General features: G+C 42.1%; 10 protein-coding genes. 7 read left to right on the forward strand and 3 right to left on the reverse strand.

Going from position 1 to position 17,004, the window contains the following annotated elements:
• Nucleotides 1-163 precede the first annotated feature (163 nt).
• On the reverse strand, nt 164-2,302 hold the full coding sequence (locus tag CWB85_RS03425) for a TonB-dependent receptor (protein ID WP_016706840.1): 2,139 nt from the start codon (nt 2,300-2,302) through the stop codon (nt 164-166).
• A 447-nt stretch (nt 2,303-2,749) separates the two neighbouring features.
• Between CWB85_RS03425 and CWB85_RS03430 the strand changes: the two genes are divergently transcribed.
• Entirely contained in the window at nt 2,750-3,277 is a 528-nt protein-coding gene (locus tag CWB85_RS03430) for a hypothetical protein (RefSeq protein WP_016706839.1), read from the forward strand.
• A gap of 30 nt (nt 3,278-3,307) precedes the next feature.
• Here CWB85_RS03430 and CWB85_RS03435 read toward each other — a convergent pair whose 3' ends face one another.
• Both CWB85_RS03435 and CWB85_RS03440 read right to left on the reverse strand, forming a co-directional pair.
• Nucleotides 3,308-4,387 carry a PepSY-associated TM helix domain-containing protein gene (locus CWB85_RS03435; protein WP_138554105.1) on the reverse strand — a complete coding sequence of 360 codons (1,080 nt, stop codon included), beginning with the start codon at nt 4,385-4,387 and terminating at the stop codon, nt 3,308-3,310.
• Nucleotides 4,388-4,489: 102 nt separating this feature from the next.
• On the reverse strand, nt 4,490-5,347 hold the full coding sequence (locus CWB85_RS03440) for a cation diffusion facilitator family transporter (protein WP_016706837.1): 858 nt from the start codon (nt 5,345-5,347) through the stop codon (nt 4,490-4,492).
• Nucleotides 5,348-5,508: 161 nt separating this feature from the next.
• Here CWB85_RS03440 and CWB85_RS03445 point away from each other — a divergent pair, with 161 nt between their 5' ends.
• From CWB85_RS03445 to CWB85_RS03470, 6 genes are all read left to right on the forward strand, one after another.
• The gene (locus CWB85_RS03445) at nt 5,509-5,889 is read left to right on the forward strand and encodes a hypothetical protein (protein ID WP_138554106.1); all 381 of its coding nucleotides are present in this window, start codon (nt 5,509-5,511) and stop codon (nt 5,887-5,889) included.
• 54 nt (nt 5,890-5,943) lie between these two features.
• Nucleotides 5,944-7,203, forward strand: coding sequence for a TolC family protein (locus CWB85_RS03450; RefSeq protein ID WP_138554107.1), 1,260 nt, complete (start codon nt 5,944-5,946; stop codon nt 7,201-7,203).
• Nucleotides 7,200-8,429 (forward strand): efflux RND transporter periplasmic adaptor subunit, encoded by a 1,230-nt coding sequence (locus tag CWB85_RS03455; RefSeq protein WP_138554108.1) that lies wholly within the window; start codon nt 7,200-7,202, stop codon nt 8,427-8,429. The genes CWB85_RS03450 and CWB85_RS03455 overlap by 4 nt, the downstream gene beginning before the upstream one ends.
• Nucleotides 8,430-8,440: 11 nt before the next feature.
• On the forward strand, nt 8,441-11,581 hold the full coding sequence (locus tag CWB85_RS03460; protein ID WP_138554109.1) for an efflux RND transporter permease subunit: 3,141 nt from the start codon (nt 8,441-8,443) through the stop codon (nt 11,579-11,581).
• 104 nt (nt 11,582-11,685) lie between these two features.
• Entirely contained in the window at nt 11,686-16,437 is a 4,752-nt protein-coding gene (locus CWB85_RS03465) for a PAS domain-containing protein (RefSeq protein ID WP_138554110.1), read from the forward strand.
• A gap of 12 nt (nt 16,438-16,449) precedes the next feature.
• On the forward strand, nt 16,450-16,932 hold the full coding sequence (locus CWB85_RS03470; protein ID WP_138554111.1) for a GNAT family N-acetyltransferase: 483 nt from the start codon (nt 16,450-16,452) through the stop codon (nt 16,930-16,932).
• Nucleotides 16,933-17,004 lie beyond the last annotated feature (72 nt).

Genomic DNA, 17,004 nt, shown 5'->3' on the forward strand with positions numbered 1-17,004 from the left:
AAAGATTAAAGGTGAAAGATGAAAGATGGAAGATGAAAGGTGAGTGCTCTGACTCCATAAAAGTAGGCACTTCTTTAGGTGTCAGGTGCTATGAAAGTTAGAAGTGAAATTAATAGAGTCTCGTTCATTACTCACGGTAATGAACGAGTGAGGTGATCAGGGGTTAGAATTGATATTTAACGCCGACTGTAGCTGTGGTACCAAGTCCTTTAATATTGTAACCGCCGTATGTATAAGACTGTGCACGTGCTGGGAAGTAGTCTGCGTTAAATAGGTTTTCAATACCTACAAAGCTTTGCCAATTATTAGCAAATTGGTATTGGCCGCTTAAGTTAAAGATATTGTAGCTATCGACAGGACCTTGGTCACCCACATACTTGCCATCATCGTTTGCACCAAAGCGCTTTCTATCGCCAACATACAGGTAACTTAAAGTGAATGACATTTCATCGCTCGGTTGCCAGTTTAGGTTTGCAGTTGCCTTTGGCGGGCTGATCTGTTTTGAGCCTAAGTAAATATCTGCTTCGGTGTTTTTGCCTTCAACATAACTATACGTGGCTAGTAATTTAAGGTTCGCGGCAATAGTATAATCTACCAGTGCTTCGTAACCCCAAATTTCTTGTGGGGCACGTACAGGTTCGTAAACGCCGGTTACTTCATTAAATTGATTGCTAGTACCAAGCTCTGAAGTGCTGCGGTAGGCTGCGACCTCAATACGAAGAGTGTCAAATTGTGAGTTAAAACCAATTTCGTAGTTGTCTATAATTGAGGCTTGCGTTTGAATAAGGCCAATATCGCTCACTGTGGCTGCGCGAAGTAGTAGGCCAACATCTGATATATCAGAGCCTTGTGAGTAACTTATAAATGGGCTGAATTTTTCATTCAGATTGTATTTAATGCCAAAATTATAGGTAGTGGCGTCGTAATCAATGGTATCTCCTTTGACGTTAATTGGCACAGAGCACTGGGTTGGTGTTTTACATAGTTTAAGTGTGCGGTAATCATCTACGCTTAAGTCGATGCTTTCTTGACGCACACCAGCTTTGACTATGAGATCATCCGCAATTACCCATTTAGTTTGTAAAAAGCCAGCGACACTTTGCATATCCATTTCAGGTACCCAGACTCGTCCATCGACCAATGGCTGTGAAGTTACATCGTTTAGTGCATCAATACCATAAATGAAGGTAGCTGCTACAGACTCAAAATCAATTTGTGTGTTAAATGTTGCTCGCGCGCCTTTTTTATCGGAGCTGATAACAGACTGACCACCGTCATAGTTCTCGTCAGGATTGGCAAGGCTTGGTGAATAAAAGAATACATTCTCAATATCTTGCATGTAGAGATCTAAGGTCATTTGGGTATTTTCAAACAGCGCGTAGTCGGTGTATTTTAAGGTGATATTTTCGTTGCCTTCAGGACCTTGTGGTTTACCTTGTTTTTGTAATTCTACTGGTACATGAATTGCGTAGGTTTTTTCCCCAACACTCATGTCGCCGGTGATATCACCAAGATCAGTTTTTTGTTGTGAGCTGAAGTAGTTATAACTAAATTGTAATTGCTTATCATCATTAAAATCGTAACCTAACTTAGTAAAATAGTTTTGCGTGACAGCGTCTGATAAACCGTATTGCAAACCGAGAATATCACCCTCTGCATCGCGTTGTACGCCATTTTCTTCATAGCTTGCGGTGACTAAATAGCTAAACTTATTTGCACGGCCATTAATTGCAGCAGAAACTCTAGCACCCGCACTCTCTTCAAGTTTTACCGCACTAAAGCGACTCGATAAGCTTATTTCACCTGCTGTTTTATCATCACTTTTAGCCTGTTTAGTGATGTAATTAATAATACCGCCCGATGCACCGTTACCATAAATCGAGGTTGCTCCTTTGATCACTTCAATACGAGCAATGGCACTTGGATCGAGGGTTTTAATGCCTAACGAGCCATTACGCAGCGGTGTTGATTGCGGTACTCCGTCAATCATCACCAACGGGGCGCGACCGCGCAGTGTTTGTCCGGTATTACTTGAACTGCCGGTATCTGGAGCGAGGCCCGGCACCATTTGCGCAAGTAAGCTTTGTAGCTCAGGATTTACCTTTAAATGCTCTTCAATTTGTTTTTGATTGATTACGGTAATTGATGCAGGGACTTCATCAATGCTTTCAAAAACACGGCTACCAGAAACAATAATTCGTTCCATTTGCTCGTCGGTTAGTTGGTTTTTATTAATTGTGTCATCAGCGAAAGTGGTAGTGCTTATAGCGAGGGCTAATAAGCTTAAAGAGGTTTTTAACATGAAGATCCCTAAGGTAATTAACGAGAAAATATTGCTATTTTTATTGGCGCAATAATAAGTGTAAAGAAGTGTAAAGGCAAGGTAATTGATAGTTATTATCAATTGTCTTTTTGCTATTGAGATCGGTACACCAGAGAGACCCAGTCAATTTACCATGCATGGAGTATTCGTTGAACTGAAATATTTACCGTATTATGTAAGTTTTACGTGGTGGTGATGCCACTTATAAACTACAAATCTTGAAAGCCTGCTTTGTGTTTTACTCTTGAACTATGACAATATTTATTTTAAATATTGTCAATCAATAGCTTAATTGCTTTTTATATAAATCGTATTAGGAAACATGCTACTCGCATAATGTGTAAAGCAAACGGTACTTATTTTGCAGCATACGCTATGTTGATTTTATTGGTGTAATTCTCTATTAAATTCGCCCGGAGGTGAAAGATGACAACCACGATAAATAACGAAGAACATGCAACTAAAGTAGCGGCTATTTTTGATAGTGAAGAGCAAGTAAATAAAGCATTTGAAACTTTGAGCCAACACACTCAGTTTGAGCAAAGTAACATAAATCTCATTTCTCCTTACGACCAAGCTTTTGATGAAAAAGTAGAGCCTGAAGATAAGAACATAGGAAAAACGTTACTAAAAACGCACCTATTCTATGCAGTGATAGGGCTTGTTGTAGGCATACTTATAAGCAGTGTTTTTCTTTTTGTTGACGTAGAATTCATGCAAAATTTTGTATTTGAAACGTACGCTGGAATTTGTACTATCAGTGTGTTTATTGCCTTGCTGGTCGCAGGCTTTATTTCAATCCGCCCCGATCATGATCCACTGATAAGTGATGTACGGAGGGCAACAAGTACAGGAAAGTGGGTGTTAATCGTTCATACAGATACAAGCAATAAAGCCGACCAAGCGCAGCAGTTGATGGAGCCATTTGCTACATCTACCACAGCTACGCTTTAACCAGTAGCGTTAACTGTTTTAGAGACAACCTTAACGATAATGTCGCTTATACCAAAAGTAACCGCCACTAACAGTAAATAGTACAGGGGTGAGGGCGATGAATAACCACAGTATTTGCACTAATACCCCTGCAAAGTCGCCAATATGAAACTTATATCGAAAATTCCATGCTTGGGTTGTGAAATTAGCACGTGAGGCATCATAAGATTGCACTACAGTGCCAGTATATTGATTTGCCCATACCCAGCTATAAGCGTGACTCTCACCTGGGTTTTTGACTCTTAAAGCAAGTGGTTCATTAGCTGTTTTTGGCATGTAAATACGAAACAGTTCTGCATCAGGAAAGGCGCGTAAAGCATTATGTAATGCGACAGCTAAGTTATCTCGATCGATGTTGTCTGGCACATCAATGCGTGGGGCAGGAGGGCGAGGCTCAACTTGATTTTGAGTTACAAACTCTAGTACTGCTTGGGTTTGTGTCTTCCAATTAAAGGCCATACCAGTGAAAGCAATTAATATCAATGGGATAAATAGATACATACCAATGACAGTGTGCAATTGATATAACAAAATACGGAGTTTTGCTTTTGGTTTGATCACCAAACGTTTTAAGCGGTTTTTGGGTTTTAGCCAAATATAGACGCCAACAAGCATATTAATAATAAAAATCAGCGCACAAACCGATACCCAGTTTCGCAATGGCCGATCACCGTTGCCGTCTTCGTAAAGTAACCAGCGATGCAGTGCCATTGTAAAACCATAAATCGTACTGTAATAATCATACTGATGAATAACTGCACCAGTATACGGATCCACACTGACGTATTGTTTGTTGGCAAGCTGCGCTTGCCATGCATAAGCAGGATTTTGCTCTGGCATTAGTAAAGTGATGGGTTGTTGTGTGTGTAACGCGAGGGTGTTGATTAAAACAGGGTAGGCAATCACACTATTATTGGTGGGGTTATCTACTGTCCACAGCTGTGGCTGTACAAGGCGTTGAATGTCTTTGGCGTACACAAGTAGTGCACCAGTAATACTTAAACAAATTAAAAATAAGCCACTCACCAATGTTAGTATTAAATGAGTACGACGTAGCCATAATTTTAACAACTCACACACCTTGAACGTATTATAAAATACGATGATAAATGAGAACGCGAGCTGTTTTCAATAAAATTCGATTAAATGCAACGATTATCCACAACACTGTCGTTATTCGCGACGCTCGATAATGCAATGCTCAATAGCAAACTCATCATGCAAATAGTTTTTAACGTCAGCAAGTACCAGTTCAGCAAATGGGGTTAGCACTAGTTCGCAGCAAGTTTGGTTATCATCTAATTGCCAAGCTTTAAGGCTGTGTACTTGCTTAATCGCAAACTGTTTACACAGCGCAGCGCTTACCTCGTTGCGGTCAAAGTCGTCAGGGGCGGCTTGCATTAAAATTTTACAGCTTTCAATGAGTAACAACACACCGTGATAAATTACATAAGCGGAAATTAAAATTGTCGCTATTAAATCAACAATGTACCACTGATAAAGAATGATCAATGATCCCGCTACAATCACCACAATAGACGCCATCGCATCTGATATATTATGAATGAATGCGGCGCGAATATTCATGCTGTTTTTAGCGCCAGCGTGGAAGGTGAGTATCGCCGTACCAATATCAATCACAAGTGCCAATGCGGCCACCCAAACAACAATCCAACCATCAATTGGGGTTGGGTTAAAGTAACTTTCGATCGCCTCGATAATTAAAAAGCCACCGATGATTATAAGCGTAGTGCTATTTAAAAGTGTGGCTAAAATTTCTGCTCGTTTATAGCCAAAGTGATAACGTTCATCTGCGGGTTTACCGCCAATCTTACGAGCGATGAGGGCAATAAAAATAGCCGCTGCATCACTTAAGTTATGCAGCGCGTCGGCAATTAAAGACAAGCTACCCGATACCACACCGCCGACAACTTGGGCTACAGTTAGTAACACGTTGATAAATACAGCTAAGCCTAACTGGCGGTCACTTTGGTTGTCAGTGTCATGACTGTGGGAATGCTGGTGGCCCATATTTAGTGCTTCTCTGTATTTTTATTATGCTGATTTCACAATATTAAATGACGGTTGCTAAATTAGCCAGCGTTAGAAATTAACAAAAGTTGCTAAATTCTTTGCAGGGCGATTAATATCTGTTAAGGTTATTGACAATATCGTTTTAATGGGTTTATTGCTTGAAGCAATCAGTGTTGTTAATTTTAGCCTTTTTACTACTTCAGCCTGTGCTGGACAGTTTTGACGTGGCTGATCATAACACTGCTATTAATACCACCTCGCAATTATTACACCAGCAAAGCGAACTCGATCAACACTGCATGATTAATAATGATCATGATACTCATCAGCTGCAACACCAGCAATTAAGCCAAGCACTGGCTGATAACGCTGATGATGCCCATTGCCATGTCTGCCATATTTCTGTTTTATTTACTGAACCATGGCAACACCCTGCAAATTTACCTAGTTACGATATTATTAGTTTGAACGATCCTGCGTTCAACTCTCGTTTACTCATTCCTGATTTACGCCCTCCTATTGCTACCTTACTAAGTTAACTTTTTAGCTGGCCATTATTTTGGTCACCGATTTATTTAGTAAGAGTATACGTTATGAATTTAAACAAACCGTTTCGGTTTGCTTGCCTTTGTGTGGCTGTATTAGCAGCTTCGAAAACATTGGCTGCGCCAACGTCTAATGCTAGCGATTTAAACTGGTTGTTGACGCAATTAAAACAACATCCAAATTTACAAGCTGATTATCAGCAGTTACAAAGTGCCGCGGCGGCTGTTCGTGCTGCAGGGCAATCGTTGTATAACCCAAGCCTTGAGTCGAGCTTGGAAAGAGAGGGCGATGCAAATAACTTTAGCCTCGGGGTGAGTCAAACATTTGATATTAATGATCAACAAGGTGCGCAATTAACTGCGGCGCAGCTAATGCTAATGGCGCAGCAACAGCAGTTGCAGCTTAGCTATTTACAACTTGTTGAACAAACCATGATTGCGCTTATCAATTGGCGTAGCAGCAAAGCGGCTTTTCAACTCGCACAAGATCAAGAGCAGCAGCTAGAGCGTTTAGTTAGCGTAATTAAACGCCGTAGAGCAGCTGGGGAAGTAGGGCTGCTTGATGAGCAACTGGCCTTGTACTCATTGTCTGAAATTTTGAATCAAACAGCACAACAAGCCAGTGCCTATGCCGATGCTAAATTAGCAGTACAAGTGTTGTTACCAACATGGCAAGAAGACACCACGCTCACTCCTGAGCAGTTACTTACTGGTATTAAAACCAATATAGACACTGATAATGTGTTGCAACATCCGCAGCTATTATTGGTGAAGTCACAATGGCAATACCAGCGTCAGCAGGTGCAAGTGATTAAAGCTGAGCGCGCTGTGAAACCCACGGTAGGGATTGCTGCGGGTAAAAATGGCGACGATAATATTGTCTCTTTAAACTTCTCTATGCCGCTGAATATCTTCAATAACTTTAGTGATGAATACCAAGCGTCTGAATTACTGGCGATGTCTAAAGAAGCTGAATATCGCGCATTACAGCGCACCATGACATTTCAAGCACAAGCGAGCAAAGAGGTAATGCAAGCGTATGCGCTGCGTGTAAAACGTTGGCAGTCAATAAATCAAGCAAATGCAGACAGCAGCCTTGAATTGATTGAGCAACAATGGCAAAGCGGTGATATCAGTACTGCTGAATACCTAACCATGCGTCAACAACGTATTTCAGGATTACTTGCCGGGGTTGATATTGTTCAGCAAAGCCAATTGGCGAGCGTTGATTGGTTAACCCAAAGTGGCCAACTTAGCAATTATATTACCACCTTTACACGTCCCCTGATTGATGGAGTAGCCTTATGAAGCGCTTAAATATTACTTTTTCTACCCTCGTATTTATGTTTGCCAACGTGTTACAGGCAGCCGCATCTGTGCCGCAAGATGTTGATCATGCTAAAGCCGGGCATGAACACAGCGAAGCACAAGTACAAGCTATGCACGTGCACGAAGCCGATGAAGCACCGCACGACAGCACTCCTGAACAAGCGGTTTCGCCGCAGCAGCCAGAGCACGAGCAAACAGGTGGGGTACGTTTAACTGCGACTCAGATGCGTTTAGCAAATGTGCAGATCAGCACATTAGAAAAACGTAACTACAAGTCACAGTTGTACGCACCTGGCGAAATTAAAGCGAATGGCTATAGCAGTTATGTGTTGTCGCCACGGGTTGATTCAATCGTGGTGAAACGTCATGCAACGCTGGGCCAGCACATTAAAGCAGGCGCGCCATTGGTCAGCTTATTTAGTGCTGAGGTTGCCAGTGCACAAACCACTTATCGATTAGCAAAAGCAGAGTGGCAACGAGTGCAAAAGATGGGTAAAGGCACCGTGAGTGAAAAGCGTTTACTGACAGCTAAGGCTGAATATGAAGTAGCGCAGAGTCAGCTGGTAGCCTTTGGTTTATCAGTTAGAGCGATTGAACAAAGTGCAGATATTGCCGCTGAAAAACTAGGTGAATACACGCTTTACGCGGGCACATCAGGTGCTGTACTCAGTGATAACTTTGCCCAAGGCCAGCGAGTCAATGCAGGCATTGAGCTGATGTTAATTGCCGATGAAAGTTTACTGTGGGTTGAGGCAAAATTATCTGCAAATCAAACAATCGAAATTGCCAAAGGGGCTACAGCGCAAGTGAAAGTAAACCAAGTATTGTACCCAGCTACAGTGATCCAAGAAGCGCATACGATAGATCAAGCCACCCGTTCAAGGGTGGTGCGTTTAAGTGTTAAAAACAGTCAACATACTTTGCACCCGGGTATGTTCAGTGATGTGTATTTTGAATTTGCCACTGCGCAAAAAGTACTTGCAGTGCCTGAGCAAGCATTACTGAGAAACCCTGACGGTGATTGGGCGGTGTTTGTCCAAGATGAAGATGGTGAGCTTATTTCGACAGAAGTTGAACTAGGCCAACGCTTTGCTGGTTTTCGTGAAATAAAAGGCGTGCTAGAGGGCACTAAAGTGGTGACTGAAGGCGCTTTTTTTGTTGCATCAGAGCAAGCGAAAGGCGGCTTTGATCCGCATAACCATTAGGAGCGACGAATATGTTTAATACAATAGTGAATGCTGCTATTAGAAATCGACTACTGGTATTTTTAGCGTTGTGTATAGTAGTTGCGATGAGTGCGGTGGTGATCCCTAAATTAAATTTAGATGCGTTTCCCGATGTAACCAATGTACAAGTAGCGATTAATACCGAAGCACCGGGTTTAGCTGCTGTCGAAGTTGAACAGCTGATCACCTATCCTATAGAAGCGGTGATGTATGCCCTGCCTGATGTCGATCAAGTTAGGTCGATTTCAAAAACCGGTTTATCTGGCGTAACTGTGGTGTTTAAAGAAGGGGTAGATATTTATTTTGCGCGGCAATTGGTATTTGAGCGCCTGCAAGCAGCAAAAGAGTTGATCCCAGAAGGCATTGGTTTGCCAGAAATGGGACCGAATACCTCAGGGCTTGGCCAAGTGTATCAATACTTACTGGCAGCTTCACCTGAGTCTGGTTTAGATTCTATGGCGCTGCGCAGCTTAAACGATTGGATTGTAAAACTGCTTATTTTACCTGTTGATGGGGTAACAGAAGTACTGTCCTTTGGTGGCGATGTGCGTCAATATCAAGTTAATCTGAATCCAAACAAGTTAATTGCCTATCAATTAGATCAGCAACAAGTTGTGAGCGCACTTGAAGAAAACAACACCAATGTCGGTGGCTGGTATATGAACCGTGGTCAAGAGCAATTAGTGATCCGTGGAACTGGCTGGTTTAATGCAGGTAAACAGGGCTTACAAGAAATAGCGCAAACGCCGCTAAAAACCATTAATGGCACGGTTGTAACCATTGCTGATGTGGCTGAGGTGTCATTAGGCAGCGAAATTCGTCAAGGCGCGGCAACGATGAGTACCAAAGATGCACAAGGTAACATTACCTCTCTGGGCGAAGTGGTAACAGGTGTGGTGCTAAAGCGCATTGGCGCCAATACTAAACAAACCATTGACGGCATAACCTCTCGTATTGAACTAATCAATCAAGCGTTGCCTGACGGTGTTACGTTTGAGCCGCTGTATGACCAAGCCGATTTGATCACCAAAGCGGTTGATACTGTGGTTGATGCGCTGCTATTAGCATTTGTGTTTATAGTGGTCGTGCTGGCGTTATTTTTAATGAATTTACGGGCCACACTATTGGTTTTATTATCGATCCCAATTTCAATTGGTCTAGCGCTTTGTGTAATGGCGTGGTTTGGACTCTCTGCTAATTTAATGTCGTTGGGTGGGATTGCCGTTGCGATAGGTATGCTAGTCGATGGCTCAGTGGTTATGGTAGAGAATATTTTCCGACATTTAACACAGCCAACAACTAAATCACTTAACTCTATTCAACGTATTAACTCAGCTGCACAAGAAGTTGCACGTCCGGTGTTTTTTGCGGCGTTGATCATCTTGGTTGTATTTATGCCGTTGTTTAGCTTTGAAGGGGTTGAAGCGAAGTTATTCCAGCCGATGGCGATCAGTATTATGCTGGCAATTATCGCAGCGGTCATTGTGGCACTGGTGATTGTGCCTGCACTTGCCGTGTATCTATTTGCTAATGGCGTGACCTTAAGGCGCAGTATGGTATTGGAACCATTAGATAAAGCCTACAAGTTGTGTTTGGGCTGGGCAATGAATGCGCGTAAAACAGTTATTGCCGTAGCGGGGGCATTGGTGGTCATTGCGGGCGTGTTATTGCCGCAACTTGGCACCGAGTTTGTGCCTGAACTTGAAGAGGGCACCATCAACTTACGAGTGACATTAGCCCCTTCGGCAAGTTTAGATACCGCATTGGCGGTTGCACCAAAACTTGAAGCAATATTGCTTGAGTTTCCTGAGGTTGAGTATGCACTAAGCCGGGTTGGCCGCCCTGAGGTTGGGGGGGATCCAGAGCCGGTAAATAATATTGAAATTTACTTAGGACTAAAACCGGTCAGCGAATGGCAATCGGCTGATAACCGAGCCCAGTTGCAGGTGTTAATGGAAAAGAAGCTAGAGCAATTCCCGGGGTTATTATTTAACTTCTCTCAGCCTATTGCGACCCGTGTCGATGAACTCCTGTCTGGGGTTAAGGCGCAATTGGCAATTAAGCTGTTTGGCGCTGATCTCGATGTATTAGTCAGTAAAGGCCAAGCCATCGAGCAAGCAGTAAAAGGTGTTGCTGGCGCAAAAGATGTAGCAATGGAGCAAATAGCTGGTGAAGCACAATTAGTGATCACGCCAAACCGTTTAGCGCTTTCTCGCTATGGTCTATCTGTTGGCGATTTAATGACTATAGTTCAGCATGGTATTGGCGGCGTTGCGGCAGGGCAAATTATTAATGCCAATGAGCGCTATGATATTTATGTGCGTATTGGTGCTGAGTTTCGAAACAGCCCCGAGGCAATTGCAGATTTGCGTTTATCATCCCCGACAGGTGCCTTAGTACGGGTTGCAGATGTAGCAACAGTGAATATTGAATCTGGTCCGCCGCAAGTACGCCGTGATGATGTTCAGCGCCGGGTGGTGATCCAAGCTAATGTACAAGGACGTGATATGGGATCTGTGGTAGCCGATATTCGTACCGCCATTAGTGAGCAAGTAGATTTACCGCCAGGCTATGGTATCAGTATTGGTGGCCAGTTTGAAAATCAACAACGGGCACAGCAGCGTTTATCAATCGTTGTTCCTATCTCGCTGGCGTTAATAGCACTGCTGTTATACTTTGCATTTGGCTCCGTTGGTCAAGCATTGCTTATTTTAGTGAATGTCCCATTAGCGGTGATAGGTGGTGTGGTTGCGTTGTATGTCTCAGGCCAGTACTTATCGGTGCCCAGTTCTGTAGGGTTTATTACTTTGTTTGGCGTGGCTGTACTCAATGGTGTGGTAATGGTCGAGAGTATTAATAACCGCGTTAAAAGTGGTGATAGTTTAGATACCGCTGCCTTTAATGGCGCATTGTCACGGTTACGACCTGTGTTAATGACGGCGCTAACTTCGGCTCTGGGGTTGATCCCTATGTTAATCTCAACCGGTATTGGTGCTGAAATCCAAAAGCCATTAGCAACGGTGATCGTAGGCGGGTTATTTACTGCCACGTTCTTGACTTTATTTGTATTGCCGGTGCTTTACACAAAATTTAGTCAGCAGTTTTACCGGAAAAATAACATTAGTAAGTAATGACCTAAACACAAGGCGCATAAACTTGCGTCTTGTGTTATTTAGTGCATTAATATGAGTTACTACTTACGTAAGTGTTTAAATATATTGAAAATGGAAATGTGATGGGACTAAATAGTCAGATAAAGAATAAAGGGCAATCCATCCGGACGAAGCTGATTGTCACTTTTATTGTCATTGCGCTTGCGCCATTATTTTTAATGTCCTGGTTTAGCCTTAAACATGTGAGTAACTCCCTTAAACAAAGTGCTGAAATAGAGCTTGGCGAATTAAGTAGTATTGGTAAGCAATTTGCAAATATTTGGTTTGCTGATCATATTAAAGATCTCTATTTATTAAATGATCAACTCAGTCATAGCCAGCTTAACAAACAGCTACTGATAGATGAATTTGTTGCTCGGTATGATTTTGTAAATGAAATTCACATTATTTTTGACCCTTTAAATACCCCAAATCCAGTGAATAACGGTGCGTTTTCTGCCTTACATCGCGATCAATTAATTGCTATGTTAGCGGCCATTGAACAAGGTCAAAAAAGTGTCTTTATATCTTCCGCGGGCGCCAAACCACGTCATTTTGTAGCATTACCGATGGAAGATAACCAACGCGGCTTACATACAATTATACTCGTGGATGTAAATTTCCAAGGCCTACTTAATAATCTAGAACATATTCATAACGATAATGAAGAACTGACTTTTTTTATTGTCAACGGTGGTGAAATAACGGGGGCTCAATTACACCCTAACTCATTACCAGCGGCAGATTTTTTCACTAATTCTGCAAATACTGAGCACGTTTTTACCTATCATAAAACAGATAACACATTGCACTATGCTATTTTAACTGACTTGAACTTTTCAAATGCAAAAGGTTGGCAGTTATTGGTCGAAAAGCCAGCTGCTGTGATGTTGCAAAGCGCCAGTGATTATAAGTTTGTTGCTGTGCTTGCCAATGGCTTGGCATTTTTAGTGATTTTGAGTTTATCGTGGTGGTTTGGGCGACGATTATCGCGGCCATTTATTAGCCTTGCTAATGCCAGTGCTGAAATTACCCGTGGTGAGCGTACCAATATTCCTATTCTTGATGACAGCAGTGAATTACATCAGTTATCGATTGATCTTGAACACTTAGTCAGTAGTAAAGTTCAACAGCAACAACGATTAGAAGAGCAAAGCACTGCACTCAAGCGGGCTTTGAAACAATTAGCGGAGCAAAAAAGTGCACTAGACGAGCATGCCATTGTAGCTGTAACGGATATAAAGGGACAGATCACGTTCGCAAATAAAAAGTTTTGTGAAATTAGTGGTTATAGCCAAAGTGAGTTACTTGGTCAAAATCACCGTTTGTTAAATTCAGGCGTTCATCCAAAAGGCTTTTTTAAAAGTATGTACAAAACCCTTAAACAGGGCAAAATTTGGCATGCGCAAATCTGTAACCGGGCGAAAAATGGCGCTTTTTACTGGGTCGATACTACTGTCGCCCCCTTTTTAGATGAACAAGGGCTGCCGCAAAGCTATATCGCTATTCGTACCGATATCACTGCACTAAAATTACAAGAATTAGAGCTTGAACAGCACAAAACACAATTACAGTTAGTGCTCGATAGCACCGCTGTAGGGATTTGGGATTGGTATGTTGATACCGGTAAAGCGTACTTTAATAACCGTTGGGCGAGTATTATTGGTTATCAACTCGAACAGCTGCAGCCCACTGATTTTAATACATGGGTTAAATATACCCACCCAGACGATTTAGTTATTTCACAGCAGCTGTTAGCACAACATTTTGCTGGAGAAAGTGATTATTACGTTTGTGAAGTTCGCATGTTGCACCGTCTCGGGCATTGGGTATGGGTGCTGACCACTGGACGTATAGTTGAATACAACAGTGATGGCTCGGCAAAAAGAATGATAGGTACACACCTTGATATTACCGAGCGAAAAGAGACCGAAGCACAATTGCAATCAAGTCGCGATCGATTTGTATCTTTGGTCGGGAATATCCCTGGCATTGTATATCGTTGCAAATATGATGAGCGATGGAGCATGCTTTATTTGAGTGAGCAAATAAAGGTCATCACCGGTTATGAACCAACAGATTTAGTTGATAATTATAAATTGAGCTTTGTTGAATTAATTCATCCGGATGATGTTGCAAGTGTTGCTGAGAAAGTGAAAGTCGATATAGATGCCCATCTGCCATGGTCATTAGAGTACCGTTTGGTCGCTTCTGATGGCAGTATCCATTGGGTACATGAAAAAGGTCAAGCTGTGTATGATCACAATGGCAACGTTTTGTATTTAGATGGATTTATTCATGATATTACCGAACGATACCACACTCAACTACAGCTGTACCGTCAACAGAGTTTGCTTGAAGCTATGAGTAAACAAGGCCAAATAGGTGCATGGGAAGTTGATTTAGAAAACAACACTATGTATTGGTCTGACGAGGTAAAAGCAATTCATGAAGTTGCTACTGATTATCAACCTGTGGTGTCCCAAGCACTGGGTTTTTATAAGCAAGGTGAACACAGAGAAAAGATCAGCCAGTTATTTGAAAGCGCAATAGCAACTCAGAGCAGTTGGGAAGTTGAGCTAATTATAGTGACGGCGCTTGGTAATGAACGCTGGGTTAAATCAATTGGTCAAGTTGAATTTAAAGACGGTCGTTGTATTCGTGTGTATGGTTCATTCCAAAATATTGATACCTATAAACGCCTTGAGTTAGAGAGTAAAAAGGCCAACCAGTATAATAAAAATTTAGCGAGTTTAACTGTCTCCGCAGCGGTATTGGCTGGTAATTTTGATGAGGTGAAAAACTTAGTCGCGCAGTCAATGTGTGAAGTATTGGGCGTACAGCGAGCATCGGTGTGGTTATTCGATGAATTAGGCGATGAGATGTACTGCATGAGTTTATTTATTGATAAGCAGGGGTTTGTAGAACATTCTTTAGTGCTTAAGGCCTGCGATTTCCCACTTTATTATCAAGCAATTTTCGAGCACGGTTTAGTGGCAATTAATGATGTGAATACGCATCCTGCCACCGTAGAGCTGGTTGATAACTATATTGCAGATTTAAATATTAACTCGATGCTTGATGCCGTGATCTCCACCGGCGAAGGTATTTTAGGGGTGTTATGCGCTGAAAGTGTTGGCCAGTATCGAACGTGGAGTCAAAACGAAGAAACCTATTTACGCTCGCTGGCAACTTTGGTTGGCAGCGTTTTGATGTCCCAGAGCCGTAAGAAAACAGCCGAGGAGTTAAAAATTGCGTTGAGTAAAGCCAATGCGGCTGCAACTGCAAAAAGTCAATTTTTAGCCACCATGAGCCATGAAATACGTACCCCAATGAATGGCGTTCTAGGGATGTTAGAGCTGATCGAGTTAGAGAAGTTAACAAAACCGGTGCAAACTAAAGTGGCAATCGCTAAAAATAGCGCGCATTCGTTGCTATCGGTGATCAATGATATTTTAGATTTTTCGAAGGTTGAGGCGGGGAAAATCGAGCTTGAAAGTATCAACTTCAATGTTTGTAATTTACTTGGCGAGGTAGCGGAATCTCAAGCTCTTGCGGCGCAGGATAAAGATATCGAAATCATTCTTGATTTAGTCGCTGTAGTACCAACCCATTTTAGAGGCGATCCGGGACGAATTCGTCAAGTACTAACAAACTTACTCAGTAATGCTGTTAAATTTACTCCTCAAGGCGAGATTGTGATCACCGCTGCTATCACTAAAATGACCGACCATTATCAGCTGAGTATTAGCGTTAAAGATTCGGGAATTGGTATTGATAAAGCAAAGCAAAAAGATTTATTCAGCCCATTTTCACAAGTGGATGCGTCAACCACACGTGAATATGGTGGCACTGGGCTTGGATTAGCAATTAGTAAACAATTGTGTGAGTTAATGGGGGGAGCAGTCACTTTAGTCAGTGAAGAGGGTCAAGGCTGTGAGTTTACAGCGACAGTGATGCTAGAAGAAGGAAGAGAAACAGAGCGCAGTATACCGACCATAGATATGACGCAGCTTACTATTTTGGTGGTTGACGATAACGAAACCAATCGGATTGTAATAAGCCAGCAACTTGCACACTGGGGGGCAAAAGTAGAGCTTGCCTGCAATGCTGCGCAGGCTTTGCAGTTGTGCGCAACACGCCTCGCTGAAAAACGCAGTTTGTATGACATAGCGGTATTGGATATGCAAATGCCTGAAATGGATGGTTTAACCTTATGCCGAAAATTAAAAGCGGATGATGATTTTAAAGCAATGCCATTGGTGATGATGACCAGTATTGCCGGTATGGAAGGAGCTCAACGATTTAGTGATGCAGGGTTTCAAGCGTACTTTCCAAAACCTATTACAACGGCCGATTTAATGAGTGCCATGGCTGTGATCACTCATGGTGGTGGTTCAACCGACTTACCCTTAGTTACATCCAGTTATATTTCATCTTTGCGAAGTAGTCATGAGCAAAATCTGCATGTTTTGTTGGTTGAAGATAACCCAATTAATCAACAAGTATCCAAGTTAATGTTAGGAAAATTAAATTATGAGGTAACGTTGGCGGAAAATGGCCAACATGCGCTCGATATTTTACAGGCATCACCCGCAGGGCGTTTTAACTTGATTTTGATGGATTGCCAAATGCCAGTCATGGATGGCTTTGATGCCACTCGGGCTATTCGAGCAGGGCAGGCAGGCAGCAAGCATCAGCATATTACTATTATAGCGTTGACAGCGAATGCAATGGATGAAGACAAGGAGCAATGTTTAGCCAGCGGTATGGATGATTACCTTGCTAAACCAATTCAATTACAAACGCTCAAAGATAAACTCGAGCAGTATTAATAAAGAGAATTTATGACAGACATTATTATAAGAGAGGCGGCGCCTAGCGATGCGGCAACTATTTTACATTTCATTACCGAGCTTGCAGTGTATGAAAAAGAGCCTGATGCAGTCAAAACGAGTGAACAGGCCATTTTAAATACCTTATTTAGCGAAGGCGCCACCGCACATAGCGTAATCTGTCTGGATGGCGATACGCCAATAGGGTTTGCTGTTTATTTTTATAATTATTCTACCTGGCTTGGTAAAAATGGTCTGTATTTAGAAGATCTTTATGTTAGTCCTGATAGTCGTGGAAAAGGCGCGGGAAAATTGATAATGCAACATTTAGCGCGTCAAGCATTGGTGAAAGATTGTGGGCGTTTTGAATGGGTGGTACTTGATTGGAATCAGCCTGCGATAGATTTTTACAACAGCATGGGGGCACTGCCGCAAAACGAGTGGATTATATATCGCTTAACCGGACAAGCATTAATTGACTTTGTGAACAAATAAAAAATAAAAGAAATATAAATAAAAATCATTTGCATTAGGTTGTTTCGGTGTGTAAATTAAACACATCATTAA

Origin of the sequence: Pseudoalteromonas sp. S1727, from assembly GCF_005886375.1 — a bacterium.
Lineage (GTDB): Bacteria > Pseudomonadota > Gammaproteobacteria > Enterobacterales > Alteromonadaceae > Pseudoalteromonas > Pseudoalteromonas haloplanktis.